This is a genomic window from Azorhizobium doebereinerae UFLA1-100 (assembly GCF_000473085.1).
GTDB classification, from domain to species: Bacteria; Pseudomonadota; Alphaproteobacteria; order Rhizobiales; family Xanthobacteraceae; genus Azorhizobium; species Azorhizobium doebereinerae.
In genome coordinates this window covers 37,352-54,018 of the sequence record NZ_AXBA01000032.1, presented here as the reverse complement: position 1 = coordinate 54,018, position 16,667 = coordinate 37,352, and the positions used below count along the sequence as shown (strand labels likewise).

Annotated in this window: 19 protein-coding genes; 6 read left to right on the top strand and 13 right to left on the bottom strand. The window is 70.4% G+C overall.

All coding sequences use genetic code 11. The features are described 5' to 3' along the window. Positions 1-31: 31 nt before the first annotated feature. From YU1_RS0120430 to lgt, 5 genes are all read right to left on the bottom strand, one after another. A complete protein-coding gene (locus tag YU1_RS0120430) occupies positions 32-964 on the bottom strand; it encodes a ribose-phosphate pyrophosphokinase (protein ID WP_029005666.1) in 933 nt (310 codons plus the stop codon). A gap of 105 nt (positions 965-1,069) precedes the next feature. Further along, complete coding sequence (locus YU1_RS30430) at positions 1,070-1,771, bottom strand: hypothetical protein (protein WP_051357075.1); 702 nt, start codon at positions 1,769-1,771, stop codon at positions 1,070-1,072. Positions 1,772-1,885: 114 nt separating this feature from the next. Continuing rightward, on the bottom strand, positions 1,886-2,653 hold the full coding sequence (gene pgeF / locus YU1_RS0120420; protein WP_029005665.1) for a peptidoglycan editing factor PgeF: 768 nt from the start codon (positions 2,651-2,653) through the stop codon (positions 1,886-1,888). Beyond that, complete coding sequence (locus YU1_RS0120415) at positions 2,650-3,699, bottom strand: class I SAM-dependent methyltransferase (protein ID WP_051357082.1); 1,050 nt, start codon at positions 3,697-3,699, stop codon at positions 2,650-2,652. Before YU1_RS0120415 ends, pgeF begins: the two co-directional genes overlap by 4 nt. A gap of 50 nt (positions 3,700-3,749) precedes the next feature. Then, the gene (lgt, locus tag YU1_RS0120410) at positions 3,750-4,565 is read right to left on the bottom strand and encodes a prolipoprotein diacylglyceryl transferase (protein WP_029005663.1); all 816 of its coding nucleotides are present in this window, start codon (positions 4,563-4,565) and stop codon (positions 3,750-3,752) included. Positions 4,566-4,907: 342 nt separating this feature from the next. Between lgt and YU1_RS30425 the strand changes: the two genes are divergently transcribed. The 5 genes from YU1_RS30425 (at position 4,908) to YU1_RS0120385 (ending at position 8,063) form a co-directional block, all read left to right on the top strand. Then, positions 4,908-5,225: an accessory factor UbiK family protein gene (locus YU1_RS30425; protein ID WP_051357074.1), complete on the top strand. Its 318-nt coding sequence runs from the start codon at positions 4,908-4,910 to the stop codon at positions 5,223-5,225. Positions 5,226-5,498: 273 nt separating this feature from the next. Continuing rightward, positions 5,499-5,999: a type III secretion system chaperone family protein gene (locus YU1_RS0120400; protein WP_029005662.1), complete on the top strand. Its 501-nt coding sequence runs from the start codon at positions 5,499-5,501 to the stop codon at positions 5,997-5,999. 70 nt (positions 6,000-6,069) lie between these two features. Further along, on the top strand, positions 6,070-6,906 hold the full coding sequence (gene proC / locus YU1_RS0120395) for a pyrroline-5-carboxylate reductase (protein WP_029005661.1): 837 nt from the start codon (positions 6,070-6,072) through the stop codon (positions 6,904-6,906). A gap of 83 nt (positions 6,907-6,989) precedes the next feature. Continuing rightward, positions 6,990-7,652 (top strand): TetR family transcriptional regulator, encoded by a 663-nt coding sequence (locus YU1_RS30420; protein WP_035716101.1) that lies wholly within the window; start codon positions 6,990-6,992, stop codon positions 7,650-7,652. A 54-nt stretch (positions 7,653-7,706) separates the two neighbouring features. Then, positions 7,707-8,063, top strand: coding sequence for a tRNA-binding protein (locus YU1_RS0120385; protein ID WP_029005660.1), 357 nt, complete (start codon positions 7,707-7,709; stop codon positions 8,061-8,063). Positions 8,064-8,090: 27 nt separating this feature from the next. On the opposite strand, the gene YU1_RS30415 is transcribed toward YU1_RS0120385, so the two are convergent. The 4 genes from YU1_RS30415 to YU1_RS0120365 all read right to left on the bottom strand — a co-directional run bounded on the left by YU1_RS30415 (position 8,091) and on the right by YU1_RS0120365 (position 11,640). Next, entirely contained in the window at positions 8,091-8,831 is a 741-nt protein-coding gene (locus tag YU1_RS30415; RefSeq protein ID WP_029005659.1) for a trimeric intracellular cation channel family protein, read from the bottom strand. Positions 8,832-8,977: 146 nt separating this feature from the next. Beyond that, complete coding sequence (locus YU1_RS0120375) at positions 8,978-10,366, bottom strand: ATP-binding protein (protein WP_029005658.1); 1,389 nt, start codon at positions 10,364-10,366, stop codon at positions 8,978-8,980. After that, a complete protein-coding gene (locus tag YU1_RS0120370; protein ID WP_029005657.1) occupies positions 10,363-11,082 on the bottom strand; it encodes a response regulator in 720 nt (239 codons plus the stop codon). The genes YU1_RS0120375 and YU1_RS0120370 overlap by 4 nt, the downstream gene beginning before the upstream one ends. 9 nt (positions 11,083-11,091) lie before the next feature. After that, positions 11,092-11,640, bottom strand: coding sequence for a MarR family winged helix-turn-helix transcriptional regulator (locus YU1_RS0120365; RefSeq protein ID WP_029005656.1), 549 nt, complete (start codon positions 11,638-11,640; stop codon positions 11,092-11,094). Positions 11,641-11,855: 215 nt separating this feature from the next. Between YU1_RS0120365 and YU1_RS0120360 the strand changes: the two genes are divergently transcribed. Further along, complete coding sequence (locus tag YU1_RS0120360) at positions 11,856-12,743, top strand: branched-chain amino acid aminotransferase (RefSeq protein WP_029005655.1); 888 nt, start codon at positions 11,856-11,858, stop codon at positions 12,741-12,743. Between the two features lie 120 nt (positions 12,744-12,863). On the opposite strand, the gene YU1_RS0120355 is transcribed toward YU1_RS0120360, so the two are convergent. The 4 genes from YU1_RS0120355 to uvrC form a co-directional block, all read right to left on the bottom strand. Further along, positions 12,864-13,367, bottom strand: a complete 504-nt coding sequence (locus tag YU1_RS0120355) for a molybdenum cofactor biosynthesis protein MoaE (RefSeq protein ID WP_029005654.1) — start codon at positions 13,365-13,367, stop codon at positions 12,864-12,866. Between the two features lie 3 nt (positions 13,368-13,370). Then, a complete protein-coding gene (gene moaD / locus YU1_RS0120350) occupies positions 13,371-13,622 on the bottom strand; it encodes a molybdopterin converting factor subunit 1 (protein ID WP_029005653.1) in 252 nt (83 codons plus the stop codon). Next, the gene (gene pgsA, locus YU1_RS0120345; protein WP_029005652.1) at positions 13,619-14,251 is read right to left on the bottom strand and encodes a CDP-diacylglycerol--glycerol-3-phosphate 3-phosphatidyltransferase; all 633 of its coding nucleotides are present in this window, start codon (positions 14,249-14,251) and stop codon (positions 13,619-13,621) included. Before pgsA ends, moaD begins: the two co-directional genes overlap by 4 nt. A gap of 121 nt (positions 14,252-14,372) precedes the next feature. Beyond that, positions 14,373-16,556 carry an excinuclease ABC subunit UvrC gene (uvrC, locus tag YU1_RS0120340; protein ID WP_425339170.1) on the bottom strand — a complete coding sequence of 728 codons (2,184 nt, stop codon included), beginning with the start codon at positions 16,554-16,556 and terminating at the stop codon, positions 14,373-14,375. Between the last annotated feature and the right edge of the window lie 111 nt (positions 16,557-16,667).

Below are 16,667 nucleotides of genomic sequence, written 5' to 3'. Positions count from 1 at the left end.
GCCGTTCGCAAACCGCAAGGTCGCGGCAGGTTCAGTCGAACAGGCTGGAGACCGATTCCTCGTGCGCGGTGCGCGCGATGGCTTCGCCGATCAGCGTGGCGATGGGCAGCACGCGGATGTTGCGGGCGACCCGCACGGCCTCGGTGGGCTGGATGGAATCGGTGATCACCAGTTCCTTCAGCTTGGAGGCGGTGATGCGGGCGACCGCGCCGCCGGACAGCACGCCGTGGGTGATGTAGGCGTGCACTTCCTTGGCGCCGCGCGCCAAAAGGGCGTCCGCCGCATTCACCAGCGTGCCACCGGAATCGACGATGTCGTCCACCAGGATGCAGGAGCGGCCGGAGACGTCGCCGATGACGTTCATCACCTCGCTCTCGCCGGGGCGCTCGCGGCGCTTGTCGACGATGGCGAGCTGGGCGTCGATGCGCTTGGCCAGCGCTCGGGCGCGCACCACGCCGCCGACGTCGGGGGAGACCACCATGGTGTTATTGAGCTCGAACCGCTCCTTGATGTCGCGCACCATCACCGGGGCCGAATAGAGATTGTCGGTCGGGATGTCGAAGAAGCCCTGGATCTGGCCGGCGTGCAGGTCCAGCGTCATCACCCGGTCGGCGCCGGCATGGGTGATGAGGTTGGCCACCAGCTTGGCCGAGATGGGCGTGCGCGGGCCGGGCTTGCGGTCCTGCCGGGCGTAGCCGAAATAGGGCAGCACGGCGGTAATGCGCTTGGCCGAGGCGCGGCGCAGCGCATCGATGATGATGAGCACTTCCATGAGGTGATCGTTGGTCGGGAACGAGGTGGACTGCACCACGAACACGTCCTCGCCGCGCACATTCTCCTGGATCTCGACGAAGATCTCCATGTCGGCGAAGCGCCGCACCACCGCCTTGGTCAGCGGCGTTTCCAGATAGGCCGCGATCGTCTCCGCGAGCGCGCGATTGGAGTTTCCCGCGACCAGTTTCATAGATGCGTTCTCATAGGGTATTCGGCGCTCCGCCGGGGACGGGGCCCAGAGGTCTTCTCGGATGTCCTGATAGGCGTGCCCGTCGCGTCTTGTAAAGCCGCAGATTCAGCGGGACGCGTATGCGAGCGCCGAGGTGTCCGCGCTCGCGGCGCCAAAGGGCGCGGCGCTCGCCACCGGGACGCCGCCATTGTCCAGCGGGCCGGGGCCGGGGGCCGCGGCGGGCGCCGGGTCGGCAGGCTGCTGGGCGACCGGGGCCGAGACCTCGGCCGGGCCGGCCGGTGCGGCCGCCGCCGTCGCGCCGGCAGCGCCCGTCGCGCCCACGCTGAGGGTTTCCGAAAGGCTGGCGATGGTGGTGTTGGCGATGCGGGTCAGCATCTGCTCGTCGCAGGCGGCCCAGGCGCCGCCCTTCACCGACTTGGTGGTTTCCTCGCCGGTGATGCGGGCCACGCGCTGCTTGTCGGCGTCGAACACGTCCCAGGCATAGGCCACCATGGTCTTGCCCTTCTCCGTATGCACGGAGAGATAGCCGCGGATGCGATAATTGGCCGGCTGGGCGCGGGAGACCACCGCCACCTGCTTGGTCTCGGCCTCGGTAGCGAGGCGGGTGACCAGCCGGTCGAACGTGTCCTTGGGCGGGCCGTCGATGGATTCGAAGGCGAGGGCGCGGCTCGCGGAACCGCCGTTGGAGGCGACGCCGGTGCCGTCCGTCTGGCATCCCGCCAGGGCCAGCCCGGTGCCGAGCAGCGCAAAACGGGCAACCCATCCCAGGATGGCGCCCCATCTCACGTAGCCCGTCGCGTCCGTCATGCCGGTGCCCCTGTTCACTCTTCGTTAAGAAGAAGGGGTACCGTGCTTCCGGCTTGAGGTCTAGGAGAACGGTTAAGGTATCGTTAATTGTGATCGGGACAGGCTTTGCGGGGCCTATTCCAGCACGATCGCCGCCACCATCCGGCCATAATCCGGCTCGTTGCGGTGGGTCGAGCGGCGGAAGCTGAAGAAGCGGGCCGGATCGGCATAGGTGTCGAGGCCGAGATCCTCCACGCTGTCGATGCCCGCGTCCCGCAGCCGGTGGGCGATGAAGCCCGGCAGGTCGAACAGCGCATGGTGCGGCCGGTCGGCCGGGGCGAAGAAGCGGGCGAAGCCACGATCCTCCGCCAGGAAGCGGCCGATGAAGTCCTCGCCCACCTCGTAGCTCGGCTGGCGGATGAGCGGGCCGATGGCGGCGCGGATGTCCGCCCGGCGGGCGCCCAGGCTCTCCATGCGGGCGACGGTGGCCTCGATGACGCCGCCGAAGGCGCCCTTCCAGCCGGAATGCGCCGCCGCCACCACCCGCGCCACGGGATCGGCGAACAGCACCGGGCCGCAGTCGGCCACCGTAATGGTGGCCACGAGGCCCGGAACGGCGGTGGCCACGGCATCCGCCTGCGGGGCGGTCTCGCGGGTCCACGGCGTCTCCAGCGCCACGCAGGTGGCCGAATGCACCTGCCAGCAGGCGACCACGTTGCCCGGGTCGGCCCCCAGCTCACGGGCCATGCGGGCGCGGTTCTCCAGCACGTTGGCGGGATCGTCCTTCGAGCCCAGCCCGCCGTTCAGGCTGTCGTAGAGCCCGGTGGAGACGCCGCCCCGCCGGGTGAAGAAGGCGTGGCGGATGCCCGGCAGCGCCGCAAGCGAGGAAGCCTCAACCTTCATGCCGTCCATTCCTCTTCCGCTGCGAAGCCCGGCGGCGGCCCGAGGCCCGGACCGCCGAGCGCCAGAACCTTGAACAGGGCGCCCATCTGGCCCTCCCCGCTGCCGGCAAGGCGGGCCTGCGCGGCGGCGATGGCCGTGCGCTGTGCCGCATCCGCCGCCTGCGTCAGCCGCGCGGCGCGGGCGTCCAGCCCCAGCCGGTTCAGGAAATCACCCTGGGTGAGCGGGCCGAAAGCCCGCGCCCCGACCGCCCGGGCCGCGTCCGCCAGCGCGGCGAAATCCACGTGCGCGGTGAGGTCGGCCTCGCCGGGCGCCGCCAGCGGATCGACGAAGCGATGGTCCTTCATGGCCTGGAGCGTATCCCCGAACCCGTGCCGGGCATGACCATAATCGATCACCAGCGCCCCGCCACCCTGCGCGGCGAGACGCCCCGCCAGGGCATGAACGGGGCCGCTCTCCAGCCGTTCCAGCACCGCCCCGTCGTGCGGGCGGGGAAAGTGCGCGGCCAGCGCCGCCAGGGCCGGGAAGGGGCGCGGATCGAGGCCGAAGGCGAGGCGGCCTTCCCCGTCGAGGCCCACGCGGCGCTCGTGCCAGCCGTCCGGCCCGCGCACGAACTGGTCGATGGGCAAGGCGTCGAAGAATTCGTTGGCGATGACGATGGCGGGGCCGTCCGGCACGTCCTCCAGCCGGTCGTGCCACCGCGGCGCGACGGCCTTGAGGGTGTCCGCCTGCCGTGCCCGCAGCACCGGGCTCATCTCGACGAGATGCAGGCTGGCGGCGGCGCCGAAGGCCGGCACGAGGCCCGCCGCGCGCAGCGCGTCGGCCATCAGCGTGCCGCGGCCGGGGCCGAGCTCGACCAGGCGGAAGGCGGCGGGCGCGCCCATCTGCTGCCAGGTGGCCACCGCCCACAGGCCGATCAGCTCGCCGAACATCTGGCTGATCTCGGGCGCGGTGGTGAAATCGCCCCGCGCGCCCAGGGGATCGCGGGTCATGTAATAGCCGTGCCGGGGATGGCCGAGGCAGAGCGCCATGTAGCGCCCGACCGGCATCGGCCCGTCAGTGGCGATCAGCGCCTTGATCTCGGCTGCGAGCGGCGTGGTCACGGGCGGGGGCGGCGCAGGGCGTAGACGACGAGGCCGGCGCCGGCCAGCACCAGCGGCAGCGACAGCAGCATGCCCATGGTGGTGCCGAGGAACAGGTAGCCCAGCTGCGGGTCCGGCTCGCGGAAGAATTCGCCGAAGATGCGGCCGAAGCCGTAGCCCATGCCGAAGATCCCCGCCGCCAGCGCCGGGCGCCGGAGCACGCCGAGCCGCACTGCCACCAGCATGACGATGAACAGCAGCAGCCCCTCGACGCCGGCCTCGTAGAGCTGGCTGGGATGGCGCGGGATGTCGCCGCCGGTGGGGAAGACCACGGCCCACGGCACGTCGGCGGGGCGGCCCCACAGCTCGCCGTTGATGAAATTGGCGAGGCGGCCGAAGAACAGGCCGACGGGGGCCACGACGCCGGCCACGTCCAGCAGCGAGAACACCGGGATGCGGCGGGCACGGGCGAACAGCACCAGCGCCAGGATGGTGCCGGCGAGGCCGCCGTGGAACGACATGCCGCCGTGCCAGAGCATGAAGATCTCGGCCGGGTGCTGGAGGAAATAGGCGGGGTTGTAGAACAGCACGTAGCCGGTGCGCCCGCCGAGGATGACGCCGAAGGTGGCCCAGAACAGCGCGTCGTCCAGGTCCTGCGGCTTCATCGGCGAGACGCCGCCCCACAGCGCCGGGCGGCTCACCAGGACGCGGGCGAGCTGCCAGCCGATCAGCAGGCCGGCGATATAAGCGAGCGCGTACCAGCGCACCGCGAACGGTCCCACCGCGAACAGCACCGGATCGATGGCCGGGAAGGGCAAGGCGAACTGGATCATCGGATCTCCGGACGCGGGCGGCGGCCCGGGGGACGGGAAGACGGGCCCGGCCGGCGGACGGTCGCGAGGTTCTAATACGCCGGCCGTGAATGCGCCTTTAAGACGCAAGGCGCCGAGGGCGGAACACGGCGGGCCATGTGCGCCGGGGCGTGCGGCGCGTCAAGCCGGAATGCGGGCCGGGCGGCCGGACCGTCCGTCCCCAGGAAATCGCGCCGCGCCGTGAGCGGGACGCGGCGCCTCCGGAGCCGGCCTTGCGGGCGCCATACAAGATGCCCATTGTGATTTGCGCGGGCGTGTTGCATTGCGCACGTCATCTCACACCCGGCGCGGAGGCCGACGACCATGACCCAGACCACGGGCCGTCTGTTCGACGAAATGTCCCGCTTCATGAACGACGCCGCGGGCGTGGCGCAGGGCGTGCGCCGCGAGGCGGAGACGGTCATGAAGGCCCAGATGGAGCGCTTCCTGCGCGACATGGACCTCGTAAAGCGCGAGGAGTTCGACGTGGTCAAGGACCTCGCCGCCGCCGCGCGCCTGGAGAACGAGCGCCTCGCCGCCCGGCTCGCCGAGCTGGAGGCCAAGGTGGCGGCGCTGTCCGGCCATGCGGCCGGCGACACCGGCTTCACCGGCACCCCCGGCGCGGGTCCCGGCCCGGTCTGAGCCGCAAGGCCCGGGACAGGCGGGCGATACAATCTGTCGTAGCGGCGCGATGCCGCGCCGCGATATAGTGGGTCCAGTGGCGATTCGTAGCCGGATCGTCGCGCGTAGCGCGACGGGGCGCAGCCTCGCCATGGCACGCCGTCCACGTTGGCCGGCGGAGCCGCCGGCACGCTGCGTCGCGAAATTGGCTGGCTTTAAGATCCGGGCTGGCTTTGAGTGCCGTGAGTGCCGAGTTCGACCGTCTCCGCGCCCCTCAAACCGCGAGGTCGAGGCATGTCTCTGATCGAAATCGAAACCGAATCGTCGGCCAATCCCGTCGATCTGGTCGAACAGCTCGCCGCCCTGCGCGACTGGTCCTTCGAGCGTTCCGCCGAGGACGAGATCACGCTCTCCCTCAACAATCGCTGGACCGACTGCCACGTCTCCTTCCAGTGGATGGATGAGATCGAGGCGCTGCATCTGGCCTGTGCTTTCGACGTCAAGGTGCCCGACAACCGCCGCGGGGAGGTGCTGAAGCTTCTGGCCCTGGTCAATGAGCAGATGTGGCTCGGTCATTTCGACATCTGGCCGCAGGAAGGCGTCATCATGTTCCGCCACGCCCTCGTGCTGGCCGGCGGCGCCACCGCCAGCGACCGGCAGTGCGAGGCGATCCTCGACGCGGCCATGGATGCGGTGGATCGCTACTATCCCGCGTTCCAGTTCGTGGTCTGGGCCGGCAAGACGGCGCGGGAGGCGATGGACTCCGCGCTTTTCGAGACTGCCGGAGAAGCTTAAGACAACGGAACTCCCTCGCGAGGAGCCCGGCCGCAGGGCAGGGCTCCTCCCCTTGCGTGCAGGTGTGCCGATGTCGCTGGATGTGTTGAAGAAGCTGGACGGCCCCGTGGTCCTCGTGGGCGCCGGCAAGATGGGCGGCGCGCTGCTCGACGGCTGGCTCGCCCTGGGGGTGGATCCCGCCCGCCTCGTCGTCCTCGATCCCAATCTTCCGGCCGATGCCGCCGCCGCGCTCGCGGCCAAGGGCGTCTCCGCCAATCCCGCCTATGACACCATTCCCTCCGCCGCCGTGCTGATCCTGGCGGTCAAGCCGCAGGTGGCGCCGGCGGTCATCGCCAGCGTGCGCGGCATCGTCGGCCCGCATTCCGTGGTGGTGTCCATCATGGCCGGCCGGACGCTGGGCTTCCTGCAGGAGGCCTTCCCGCGCGGCACCGCCGTGGTGCGCACCATTCCCAACACGCCGGCCGCCATTGGCCAGGGCATCACGGTCGCGGTGGCCAACGGCGGCGTCTCCGCCGACGCGCGCGAGGCGACCGCCGCTCTGCTGGGCGCGGTCGGCCCGGTGGAATGGGTGGAGGACGAGGCGCTGATCGACGCCGCCACCGCCGTGTCCGGCTCCGGCCCGGCCTATGTCTTCCTGCTCGCCGAGGCGCTGGCCCAGGCCGGCGCGGCCATCGGCCTGCCGGCCGACCTCGCCGACCGCCTGGCGCGGGCCACCGTGTCCGGCTCGGGCGCCTTGCTGGCCCAGTCCGGCATCGCCCCCGCCACGCTGCGCCAGAACGTGACCTCGCCCGGCGGCACCACCGCCGCCGCTTTGGCGGTGCTGATGGACGGGGCCACCGGCTTCGGCCCGCTGCTGGCCAAGGCCGTGGCCGAGGCCGACCGCCGCTCGCGCGAACTGGCCGGCTGAGGCGCGCGGCCTCCCGCACTTGTAGGGGCGCCGCGGCGCCCCTACGTCTGAAGGACTGTCAGCAGACGTCGGCGGGAGGATGCATGACCTCGGAAACCAGCCGTGATGCCGCGCTCCGCGCCTTCCTCCAGCTCCTGGAGGAGATGCCGTTCGAGCGGATCGACCTCGCCGACGTGGCGGAACGGGCCGGGCTGCCGCTGTCCGAGCTGCGGGCGGAATGCGCCTCCACGCGCGATCTGCTGGCCGCCTTCATGCGCGCCACGGACCGTCAGGTGCTGGCGGCAGGTCCCGCCGGCGAGGACATCACCGAGGAGCCGCCGCAGGAGCGCCTGCTCGAGGTGCTGATGCGCCGGCTGGATGCGCTGGAGCCGCATCGCGCGGCGGTGCGGTCGCTGTCGCGCTCCGCCCGGCGCAATCCGCTGCTGGCGCTGAAGCTGCTCGATCTCGGCACGCGCTCGCAGACCTGGATGCTGGCGGCCGCTGGGGTGCCGTCCACCGGGCTGGCCGGCGCGGTGCGCGCCCGGGGGCTCGCGGTGCTGTTCGCCCGCATCCTCGCCATCTGGCTCGACGACGAGGACCCCGGCCTGTCGCGCACCATGGCCGCTCTCGACCGGGAGCTGGCCAACGGCGGCAAGCTGCTGGGGATGATGGACGACCTCGCCTATATCGCCATCCCCGGCCGCACCCGCCGCCGCGCCGCCGCGACGGAGCGGCCGGACGCGGAGCCGGCGCGCGCGGATGCTTGACCCTGCCGGCCCCGGCCGCTTGAGTGGCGGCCGTTCAATCCAAGGAGATGGGCCATGGCGTCGGCTGTCCTGAGCGGCCAGATCGGGATCGAGGACTTCCTGAAGGTGGACGTGCGGGTGGGCACCATCCTGGAAGCCGAGGCGTTTCCGGAGGCGCGCAAGGCCGCCTACAAGCTCACCATCGATTTCGGCCCGCACATCGGCGTCAAGCGCTCCTCGGCGCAGATCACCGAGCATTACGCGCTGGAGGACCTGGTGGGGCGGCAGGTGGCGGGCGTGGTGAACCTTCCGCCGCGCCGCATCGGCCCCTTCCTGTCGGAAGTGCTGACCCTGGGCTTTCCCGACGCGGACGGCGCCGTGGTGCTGGTGACGCCGGGGGCGCAGGTGCCGAACGGCGCCCGCCTGTTCTGAAGGCCATCGCCGTCCGGGTGGCGGGGCTCACATCCGGGGCGAGGTCCATTTGTAATAGATGATGACGATGCGCGTGCCGAGGACGCCGAAGAAGGCGCCGATCAGCAGGTGGCGCACGGTGGCCGGGTCGGAATCCGGCGGCAGCGTCAGCAGCAGGGCGGTGACGGCAAAGCCCCAGATCAACGCGACCTCGGCGTAGAAGGAAGTTTTCAGCAGCGGGTTCTTCGCCTCCGGCCGCATCATGTCGCGGATGATGCCGCCGCCCGACGCGGACATGGCCGCGAACACCGGCCCCCAGAGCAGCAGGGGCTCCGGCGCGAAGTTGAAGGCCACGCTGACGCCGGTGAGGGTGAAGGCGGCGAGGCCGACGGCATCGGTCACCTGGAGCATCACCCGCGCCTTGATGCGCGAGGTCAGGCGCACATAGACGTGCACCAGATCGAAGAACAGCAGCGAGCGCCCGGCCAGTTGCTCTCCCAGCCGCAGCAGGACGAAGCCGCCGAGCACCACCCCGATCACCAGCAGCATGTACAGCGGGCTGGCGACGGCCACCGGCAGCGGGCGGTTGAGGATCACGTCGCGCATGATGCCGCCGCCCATGGCCGGCAGCGCGGCGAGGACGAAGGCGCCGTAGACCGAATAATGCTCCGTATGGGCGATGATGACGCCGGAGATGGAGAAGGAGATGATGCCGATGATCGCCACGGTCTGGAACCAGGGGGCGACCAGCAGCGTACCGAACGCTTCCTCCAAGGCTATCGACTGCATGTCGCCCCGTTCCCCGCGTCGCCCGTTGTTCCGCAGCATGCCGGAGTGCTGAGCGGCGGCCGCAAGAGTGCCGGTCCGGTCCCGTCGCGTCCACCGTTTTGAGGGCTTGAAACGACGCCGCGCCGGACCCGCCGGCGCCCGCGGATTCAGACCGGCAGGCGGATGGTGGCGCGGAGCCCGCCCAGCGGGCTGTCCGCCAGGATGACGTCGCCGCCATGGGCGCGGGCGATGTCGCGGGCGATGGACAGGCCGAGGCCCGAGCCGCCGGCATCCTGGTTGCGGGCGTCGTCGAGCCGCAGGAACGGCCGGAACACGTCCTCGCGCTTGTCCTCGGGAATGCCGGGGCCGTTGTCGTCCACCGTCACCACCAGCCAGCGCGCGTCGCGGGTGCCGGTGATCTCCAGGCGCCGGGCGTAGCGCACCGCATTGCCCACCAGATTGCCGATGCAGCGCTTCAGCGAATCGGCCTTCACCTGCACCAGGGGCGGGCCCATGAAGCTGGCGCTGGCCTCCGCGCCGGAGCGCTGGGCACCGACGCACAGGTCCTCGATCAATTGCGCCATGTCGGTGAGGGCGGTCTGCTCGCCGCCGTCGCCGCGGGCGAAGGCGAGATAGGCTTCCAGCATGCCCTGGAGTTCATCCACGTCCTTGCGCAGGGCATCCACCTCCGGCCCCTCGGGCAGGAAGGCCAGCTCCAGCTTGAAGCGGGTGAGGATGGTGCGCATGTCGTGCGACACGCCCGCCAGCATGGCGGTGCGCTGCTCGATCTGGCGCTCGATGCGCCGCTTCATCTCCAGGAAGGCCACCGCCGCGCGGCGCACCTCGCGGGCCCCGCGCGGGCGGAAGTTCTCCACGTCGCGGCCCTTGCCGAAGGCCTCGGCGGCGTCGGCGAGGTTCTCGATCGGGCGGATCTGGTTGCGCAGGAACAGGATGGCCACCGCCAGCAGGACCAGCGAGGTGCCGACCATCCACAGCAGGAAGATGTGGGAATTGGAGGCATAGGCGGCGCTGCGGCGGGCGAAGATGCGCAGCACCGTGTCCGGCATCTTCACCCGCACCTCGATGAGGTTCGAGCGGCCGACCGTGTCGATCCAGTAGGGCTGCTTCAGCTTCCGGCCGATCTCCCGCGACAGGGCGCTGTCGAGGATGGAGAAGAAGGGCCGCGGGCCCTGGGCGGGCAGCGGGTCCGGCGGCAGCAGGTCGATGGACAGCTCCAGGCTCTGCCAGGCGATGCGCCGGAGGGTGGCGAAGTCCTTCTCCTGCGGGAAGGCGGCGTAGAGGTCCACCACCGCCGCGATGTCCTGGCTCACCGCCGCCGAGAGGCGCCGGGTGACGGTGTTGTAGTGGCGCTCCATGAACACGAAGGCGACCACCGACTGGAGGATCACCATCGGCACCACGATGATCAGCAGCGAGCGCGGGAACAGGCCCTTGGGCGTGACGCGGTTGAACCAGGCGCCGATGCGGGCATTGGCCTCGGCCAGGAAATCCCCGACGCTGCGCAGGCCCGCCCGGCTCGCTTCCATGAAGGTCACGGCGTCACCACCAGCCGATAGCCGAGCCCGCGCACGGTCTGCACGAAGGAGGGATTGGCCGGATCGCGCTCCACCTTGCGGCGCAGGCGGTTGACCTGCACGTCCACCGCCCGCTCGCTGGCCGCGCCGCCGCCGGCGAGCGCGAGGCGCGGCACGGTCTCGCCCGGCTGCTCGGCCAGCGCGCGCAGCATGTCGCGCTCGCGCTCGGTGATGCGCACCGGCTCGCCCAGCCGGGTCAGCTCGCCGCGCCCGAGATGGAAGGTGAAGTCGCCGAAACGCACGGCCTCGATCGCCTTCTGCACCGGCGCTGCGCTACGCTTGAGGATGGAGCCGATGCGCAGCAGCAGTTCGCGCGGCTCGAACGGCTTGGCCACATAGTCGTCCACGCCCGCCTCCAGCCCGGTGATGCGGTCCACCGTCTCGGACCGGGCGGTGAGCATGAGGATGGGCACGGCGGAGGTGGTGCGCAGCCAGCGGGCGAAGTCGACGCCGGATTCCCCCGGCATCATCACGTCCAGCACCAGCAGGTCGAACTCCAGCCCGACCATGCTGCTGCGCGCTTCCAGCGCCGAGGCGGCGGTGGTGACGCGATAGCCGTGCTCGCTGAGGAAGCGCGAGAGCAGGGTGCGGATGCGGTTGTCGTCGTCCACCACGAGAAGATGCGGGGCATCGTCCGGCAGAACGGGCGGCGCGGGACGCGGAGCGGTCTCTGTCATGACGATCCTTCAGGCGGACGGAGCGCGGGCAGCCTGCGCCCGCTGGACCAGCCGTTCCACCGCCGCGCGATCCTCCCGGTCGATCATGGCGACAAGAAAGCGGCGGGCCGCCTCCTCGGCGCCGGGGCCGCATTCGGACAGCGCGCCGGCGATGCGCCGGCTCTGGATGGCGACGAAATCGCGGGCCAGGGCCTCGCCCTTGGCGGTGGGGTAGAGCAGCCGCTGGCGCCGGTCGGAGGCGCCCGCCCGGCTGTCCACGAAGCCCTCGTCCACCAGCTCTCGCAGCACCCGGCCGAGGCTTTGCTTGGTGATGCGCAGGATGTCCAGGAGCTCCGTCACACGCATGCCTGGGTTGCGGTTCACGAAATGCAGGACGCGATGGTGCGCCCGGCCGAAGCCGAAGGGGGTGAGGATTTCGTCGGGGTCGCCGACGAAGTCACGGTAAGCAAAGAAGAAAAGCTCGATGAGCTCGACGAATGTCTGGTCCGGGGCGGGCGTCGCCGCCGGTCCCGCCGCGCGAGCGGGCGCCGGATCCATGAGGTGATTTATGTCAGTCATGTTGACTTTTTTCGGTCCGATCGTTACTCACGGGGCGTCAGCGACGAAATGATCGGTCTCGAACGCGACCTCGGGTGTTCGATCATTGCGCTTTCTGAGAGCTCAGCCCATATCCTTGGGTGTTGAAAATATCGATAACCTTACGTCCCTGCAAAGCGGAGACGCAAAGGGAGCAAGGGCCGCCTGGAAGACGTGCCCAACCAGGAGTGAAGATCATGAGTGGAGAGCCTTTCGACAAACGTGACGGCTGGATCTGGTACGACGGCGCGCTGGTGCCGTGGCAGGATGCCAAGCTGCACGTACTCTCCCATGGTCTGCATTATGCCAGCTGTGTGTTCGAGGGCGAGCGCGCCTATGGCGGCGAGATCTTCAAGACCTCGGAGCATTCCGAGCGCCTGCGCCTCTCCGCCGAGATGCTGGACTTCACCATTCCCTATTCGATCGCCGAGATCGATGCGGCCAAGCGCCTGACGTTGGAGAAGAACAATCTCGTCGATGCCTATGTCCGCCCGGTGGCGTGGCGCGGCAGCGAGATGATGGGCGTCTCCGCGCAGCACAACAAGATCCACCTCGCCATCGGCGTGTGGGAATGGCCGAGCTATTTCGACCCCGAGCAGCGCCAGAAGGGCCTGCGCCTGGATCTGGCGGAATTCCGCCGCCCCGATCCGGCGACGATCCCCTGCAAGGCCAAGGCGTCGGGCCTCTACATGATCTGCACCATCTCCAAGCACAAGGCGGAGCGCCGCGGCTATGCCGACGCGATGATGCTGGATTATCGCGGCTTCGTGGCCGAGTGCACCGGCGCCAACATCTTCTTCGTGAAGGACGGCGTCATCCACACGCCCAAGCCCGACTGCTTCCTGGACGGCATCACCCGCCGCACGGTGATCGAGCTGGCCAAGCGGCACGGCCTCGAAGTGGTGGAGCGGCACATCAAGCCGGAAGAGCTTTCGGACTTCACCGAATGCTTCATCACCGGCACCGCCGCCGAGGTGACGCCGGTGGGCGAGATCGCCCAGTGGAAGTTCACGCCGTCGGGCATCACCCATCAGCTGATGGACGCCTATACGGCGGAGAGCCGCCCCAAGCAGGTGGCCGCCTGATCGCTCCGGCTGTTGCCGGACACGGGAAATGACAAGGGCCGCCCCGGGGATTTCCTCGGGGCGGCCCTTTGCTTTTGGATCACGGCCGCTGGATCACGGCTGCCTGAAGCGGCGGCGGGTTCAGGCCGCGCCCGCGCCCCAGCGCTCGGCGGCATCGTCGTCGGTGGCCTTCGCCTCCACCCAGGCGCCGTCGTCCGGCGCGCCGGGGCGCTCCTCCTTCTTCCAGAAGGGGGCGCTGGTCTTCAGCCAGTCCATCAGGAATTCCGCTGCCGCGAACGCCGCGCCGCGATGGGGCGAGGCGGTGACCACCAGCACGATTCCCTCGCCCGGCACGATGCGGCCGTGGCGGTGGACGATCCGCGCGCCTTGCAGCGGCCAGCGGGCGCGGGCCTCGTCGAGGATGCGGCCCATCTCCGCCTCGGCCATGCCGGGATAATGTTCCAGATGCAGCGCCGTCAGCGGCCCGTCGGCGGTCTCGTCGGCGCGGCAGAGGCCGGTGAAGGTCACGACCGCGCCCACGTCGGTGCGCCCGTGCGCCAGCGTGGCGGCCTCGCGGGTGGCATCGAAGGCGTCCGCCTGGACGCGGACCGAGAAGGCGTCGGATGCGGGCGGGCCGTCGGCCATGGCTCAGCCTCCGGTCATGGGCGGGAAGAAGGCCACCTCGCGGGCGCCGGCGAGCGGGGCGTCGGGCTTCACGTGCCTGCGGTCCAGCGCGGCGCGGACCACGGCGGGATTCTCGAACGCATGGGCATGCCCGCCGCCCCGCGCCTGAAGCCAGCGGGCGAGGTCGGCCACCGTGTGCACGTCGGCGGGCGGGTCCACCTCTTCCTCGGTGAGGCCGACGCGCTCGCGCAGCCAGGCGAAATACAGCACCTTCACGGGCGGTCTCCCGCCACCAGGTGCCGGCCGCCGGCGCGGAAATAATCATAGCCGGTGTAGAGCGTCAGCACCGCCGAGATCCACAAAAGGGTCAGGCCGGACAGGGTGACGCCCGGCACCAGCCGGTCGCCGGCCTCGCCCGCCAGGAGGAAGCCCACGGCGATGAGCTGGAGCGTGGTCTTCCATTTGGCGAGCCGCGACACCGGCACGCTGACGCGCAGCTCGGCGAGGAATTCGCGCAGGCCGGAGACCAGGATCTCGCGGCACAGGATCACCGCCGCCGCCCAGATCGACCAGCCCCGGATGGTGCCGTCGGAGGCCAGCATGAGCAGCGAGGTGGAGACCAGCAGCTTGTCGGCGATGGGGTCCAGCATGCGGCCGATGGCCGATTGCTGCGACCACGCCCGCGCCAGATAGCCGTCGAAGAAGTCGGTCACCGCCGCGGCGATGAACAGGCCGAGCGCCACCCAGCGCAGCGAGACGCCGCCGTGCAGGATGTCCGACCAGAACAGGCAGGCGGCCACCAGCGGCACCGCCGCGCAGCGCGAATAGGTGAGGATGTTCGGCAGCGAGAATGCGAGGTTCCGCGCCGGTGCGGGTGGGGTGGGGCGGGTCGCTGCGTCGGCCATGCCTGCTCGGCTCAATTCCGGATTGGGGTGTCAGGTCGCGTTGCCAGATGGGCGTGCCATGCCAGTTGCCACGTCCGGATGCGTCACCATGCGCGTGAAAGCGGGCGAGGTCGAGGCCGCCTCACGTGCCGATGCGATCATGGAAATACTCGTAGATGGCCCGTGCCGTCGAGGCATTTACGCCCGGAACCTGCTCAAGATCGGCCAGCGAAGCCCGCTCGATCGCCTTGAGGGTACCGAAGTGCCGCAGCAGCGCGCGCTTCTTGGTCGGCCCGATGCCCGGGATGGCCTGGAGGCCGGCGTCGGAGATGTCCTTCTTGCGCCGGGCGCGGTGCGAGCCGATGGCGAAGCGGTGGGCCTCGTCGCGCAGCCGCTGGATGAAATAGAGCACCGGGTCGCGCGGCTCCATGCGGAACGGCGGCTTGCCGGGCAGGAAGAACTGCTCGCGCCCGGCTTCGCGGTCGAGGCCCTTGGCGATGCCGACCAGGGGCACGTCGGTGATGGCCAGTTCCTCCATCACCACCCGCGCCGCGTTGAGCTGGCCGAGGCCGCCGTCGATCAGCACAAGGTCCGGCCAGGGCGAGGCGTCGTCGTCGGGTGCCTCCGGCGCATCGTCGAGCGCCGGCGGGGCGGCGGTGGGGTCCACCGGCACCTCGCCCGGCTCGCCCCGCCGGCGCCAGTCGGCCTCCGCCATGGCGGGCGGCGCGGCGGCTGCGGTGTCCGGGGCGGCGGCCGGGACGGGCGGCACGATGGCTGCGTCGTCCGCGGCAGCGTCCGGGAGCGCGGCCGCCTCCGGCGCGGCGCGGGGTGCCTCGCGCAGCAGGCGGGAGAAGCGGCGCCGCAGCACCTCGCGCATCATGCCGTAATCGTCGCCGGGCACGAGGTCGGCCGACTTGATGTTGAACTTGCGATACTGGCTTTTGCGGAAGCCTTCCGGCCCGGCCACGATCATGCCGCCCACCGCATTGGTGCCCATGATGTGGGAGTTGTCATAGACCTCGATGCGCCGGGGCGGGCGCGGCAGGTGGAAGGCCTGGGCAAGGCCCTCCAGCAGCTTGGTCTGGGTCGCGGTCTCGGCCAGCTTGCGGCCGAGCGCCTCGCGGGCGTTCTGGAGCGCGTGGTCCACGAGGTCGCGCTTCTCGCCGCGCTTGGGGGCGGCGATCTCCACCTTGTAGCCGGCCTTCTGCGACAGCGCCTCGGCGATGAGGTCCTGCTCCTCCACCGCGTGGCTCAAGAGGATGAGGCGCGGGCAGGGCTTGTCCTCGTAGAATTGCGACAGGAACGGGCCGAGCACGTCCTTCTCGTCCAGCGAGCGGTCGGCGCGCGGATAATAGGCGCGGTTGCCCCAGTTCTGGCCGGTGCGGAAGAAGAACACCTCGATGCAGGTGGCCCCGCCCTGCTGGTGGCAGGCGAACACGTCCGCCTCCTCCACCGAGCGCGGGTTGATGCCCTGGCTGCCCTGCACGGCGGAGAGCGCGGCGAGGCGGTCGCGCAGCTTGGCGGCGCGCTCGAACTCCAGCTCCTCGGCGGCGGCCTCCATCTCCTTGGCCAGTTCCTCCTTGATGGCGCGCGAGCGCCCGGCGAGGAAGGCGCGCGCCTCGCGCACCAGCTCGGCATAGTCGGCCGGCGAGATCTCGCCCGTGCACGGGCCGGAGCAGCGCTTGATCTGGTAGAGCAGGCAGGGGCGGGTGCGGTTCTCGTAATAGCTGTCCGAGCAGGAGCGCAGCAGGAAGGCGCGCTGGAGCGCGTTGATGGTGCGGTCCACCGCCCAGACGCTGGCGAACGGGCCGTAATAGTCGCCCGGCCGCGAGCGCGCGCCGCGATGCTTGAGGATCTGCGGGGCGTCGTGGTCGGCGGTGATCAGGATGTAGGGGAACGACTTGTCGTCGCGCAGCAGCACGTTGAAGCGCGGCTTCAGCTGCTTGATGAGGTTGGCCTCCAGCAGCAGCGCCTCGGGCTCCGTGCCGGTGGAGACGAACTCCATGCCGGCGGTGGCCGCGATCATCCGGGCGATGCGGTTGGTGTGCCCGATCAGCCGCGTGTAGCTGAGGATGCGCTTCTTGATGCTCTTGGCCTTGCCGACGTAGAGCACCGTGCCGTCGGTCGCCAGCATGCGGTAGACGCCGGGCCCGTTCGGCGCGTGCTTGGCCGCGCGGGCGATGACGGCGCGGCCGGTGGCCAGCGGGCCGTCGGCGGGCACGCCCTCCTCGGCCTCGTCGGTCAGGACGAGGGTGGCTTCGTCTTCGGCCTCGGCAAGGTCTGCGTCTTCCGTAACGTCGGGCTGGTCGAGCGGGGGGCGGGACATCATGGGCGGAACGTAGGCATTCGCAACTGGAAGGGCCAGTGGGTGCGGAATCCGTCGCGACGCACGTGGACATTCCGCGGAAAATTACTACCAATCGCCCCTGCACGTGCC

What these genes read in the sequence shown, in the direction of transcription:
- YU1_RS0120355 (WP_029005654.1), bottom strand. Translation starts at nt 13,367, where the DNA reads ATGGCCGACGGCCCGCCCGCATCCGACGCCTTCTCGGTCCGCGTCCAG.
- YU1_RS30415 (WP_029005659.1), bottom strand. Translation starts at nt 8,831, where the DNA reads ATGCAGTCGATAGCCTTGGAGGAAGCGTTCGGTACGCTGCTGGTCGCC.
- YU1_RS0120385 (WP_029005660.1), top strand. Translation starts at nt 7,707, where the DNA reads ATGGCGTCGGCTGTCCTGAGCGGCCAGATCGGGATCGAGGACTTCCTG.
- uvrC (WP_425339170.1), bottom strand. Translation starts at nt 16,556, where the DNA reads ATGTCCCGCCCCCCGCTCGACCAGCCCGACGTTACGGAAGACGCAGAC.
- proC (WP_029005661.1), top strand. Translation starts at nt 6,070, where the DNA reads ATGTCGCTGGATGTGTTGAAGAAGCTGGACGGCCCCGTGGTCCTCGTG.
- YU1_RS30420 (WP_035716101.1), top strand. Translation starts at nt 6,990, where the DNA reads ATGACCTCGGAAACCAGCCGTGATGCCGCGCTCCGCGCCTTCCTCCAG.
- pgsA (WP_029005652.1), bottom strand. Translation starts at nt 14,251, where the DNA reads ATGGCCGACGCAGCGACCCGCCCCACCCCACCCGCACCGGCGCGGAAC.
- YU1_RS0120360 (WP_029005655.1), top strand. Translation starts at nt 11,856, where the DNA reads ATGAGTGGAGAGCCTTTCGACAAACGTGACGGCTGGATCTGGTACGAC.
- lgt (WP_029005663.1), bottom strand. Translation starts at nt 4,565, where the DNA reads ATGATCCAGTTCGCCTTGCCCTTCCCGGCCATCGATCCGGTGCTGTTC.
- YU1_RS0120365 (WP_029005656.1), bottom strand. Translation starts at nt 11,640, where the DNA reads ATGACTGACATAAATCACCTCATGGATCCGGCGCCCGCTCGCGCGGCG.
- YU1_RS0120430 (WP_029005666.1), bottom strand. Translation starts at nt 964, where the DNA reads ATGAAACTGGTCGCGGGAAACTCCAATCGCGCGCTCGCGGAGACGATC.
- YU1_RS0120400 (WP_029005662.1), top strand. Translation starts at nt 5,499, where the DNA reads ATGTCTCTGATCGAAATCGAAACCGAATCGTCGGCCAATCCCGTCGAT.
- YU1_RS30425 (WP_051357074.1), top strand. Translation starts at nt 4,908, where the DNA reads ATGACCCAGACCACGGGCCGTCTGTTCGACGAAATGTCCCGCTTCATG.
- pgeF (WP_029005665.1), bottom strand. Translation starts at nt 2,653, where the DNA reads ATGAAGGTTGAGGCTTCCTCGCTTGCGGCGCTGCCGGGCATCCGCCAC.
- YU1_RS0120415 (WP_051357082.1), bottom strand. Translation starts at nt 3,699, where the DNA reads ATGCCGGTCGGGCGCTACATGGCGCTCTGCCTCGGCCATCCCCGGCAC.
- YU1_RS0120370 (WP_029005657.1), bottom strand. Translation starts at nt 11,082, where the DNA reads ATGACAGAGACCGCTCCGCGTCCCGCGCCGCCCGTTCTGCCGGACGAT.
- YU1_RS30430 (WP_051357075.1), bottom strand. Translation starts at nt 1,771, where the DNA reads ATGACGGACGCGACGGGCTACGTGAGATGGGGCGCCATCCTGGGATGG.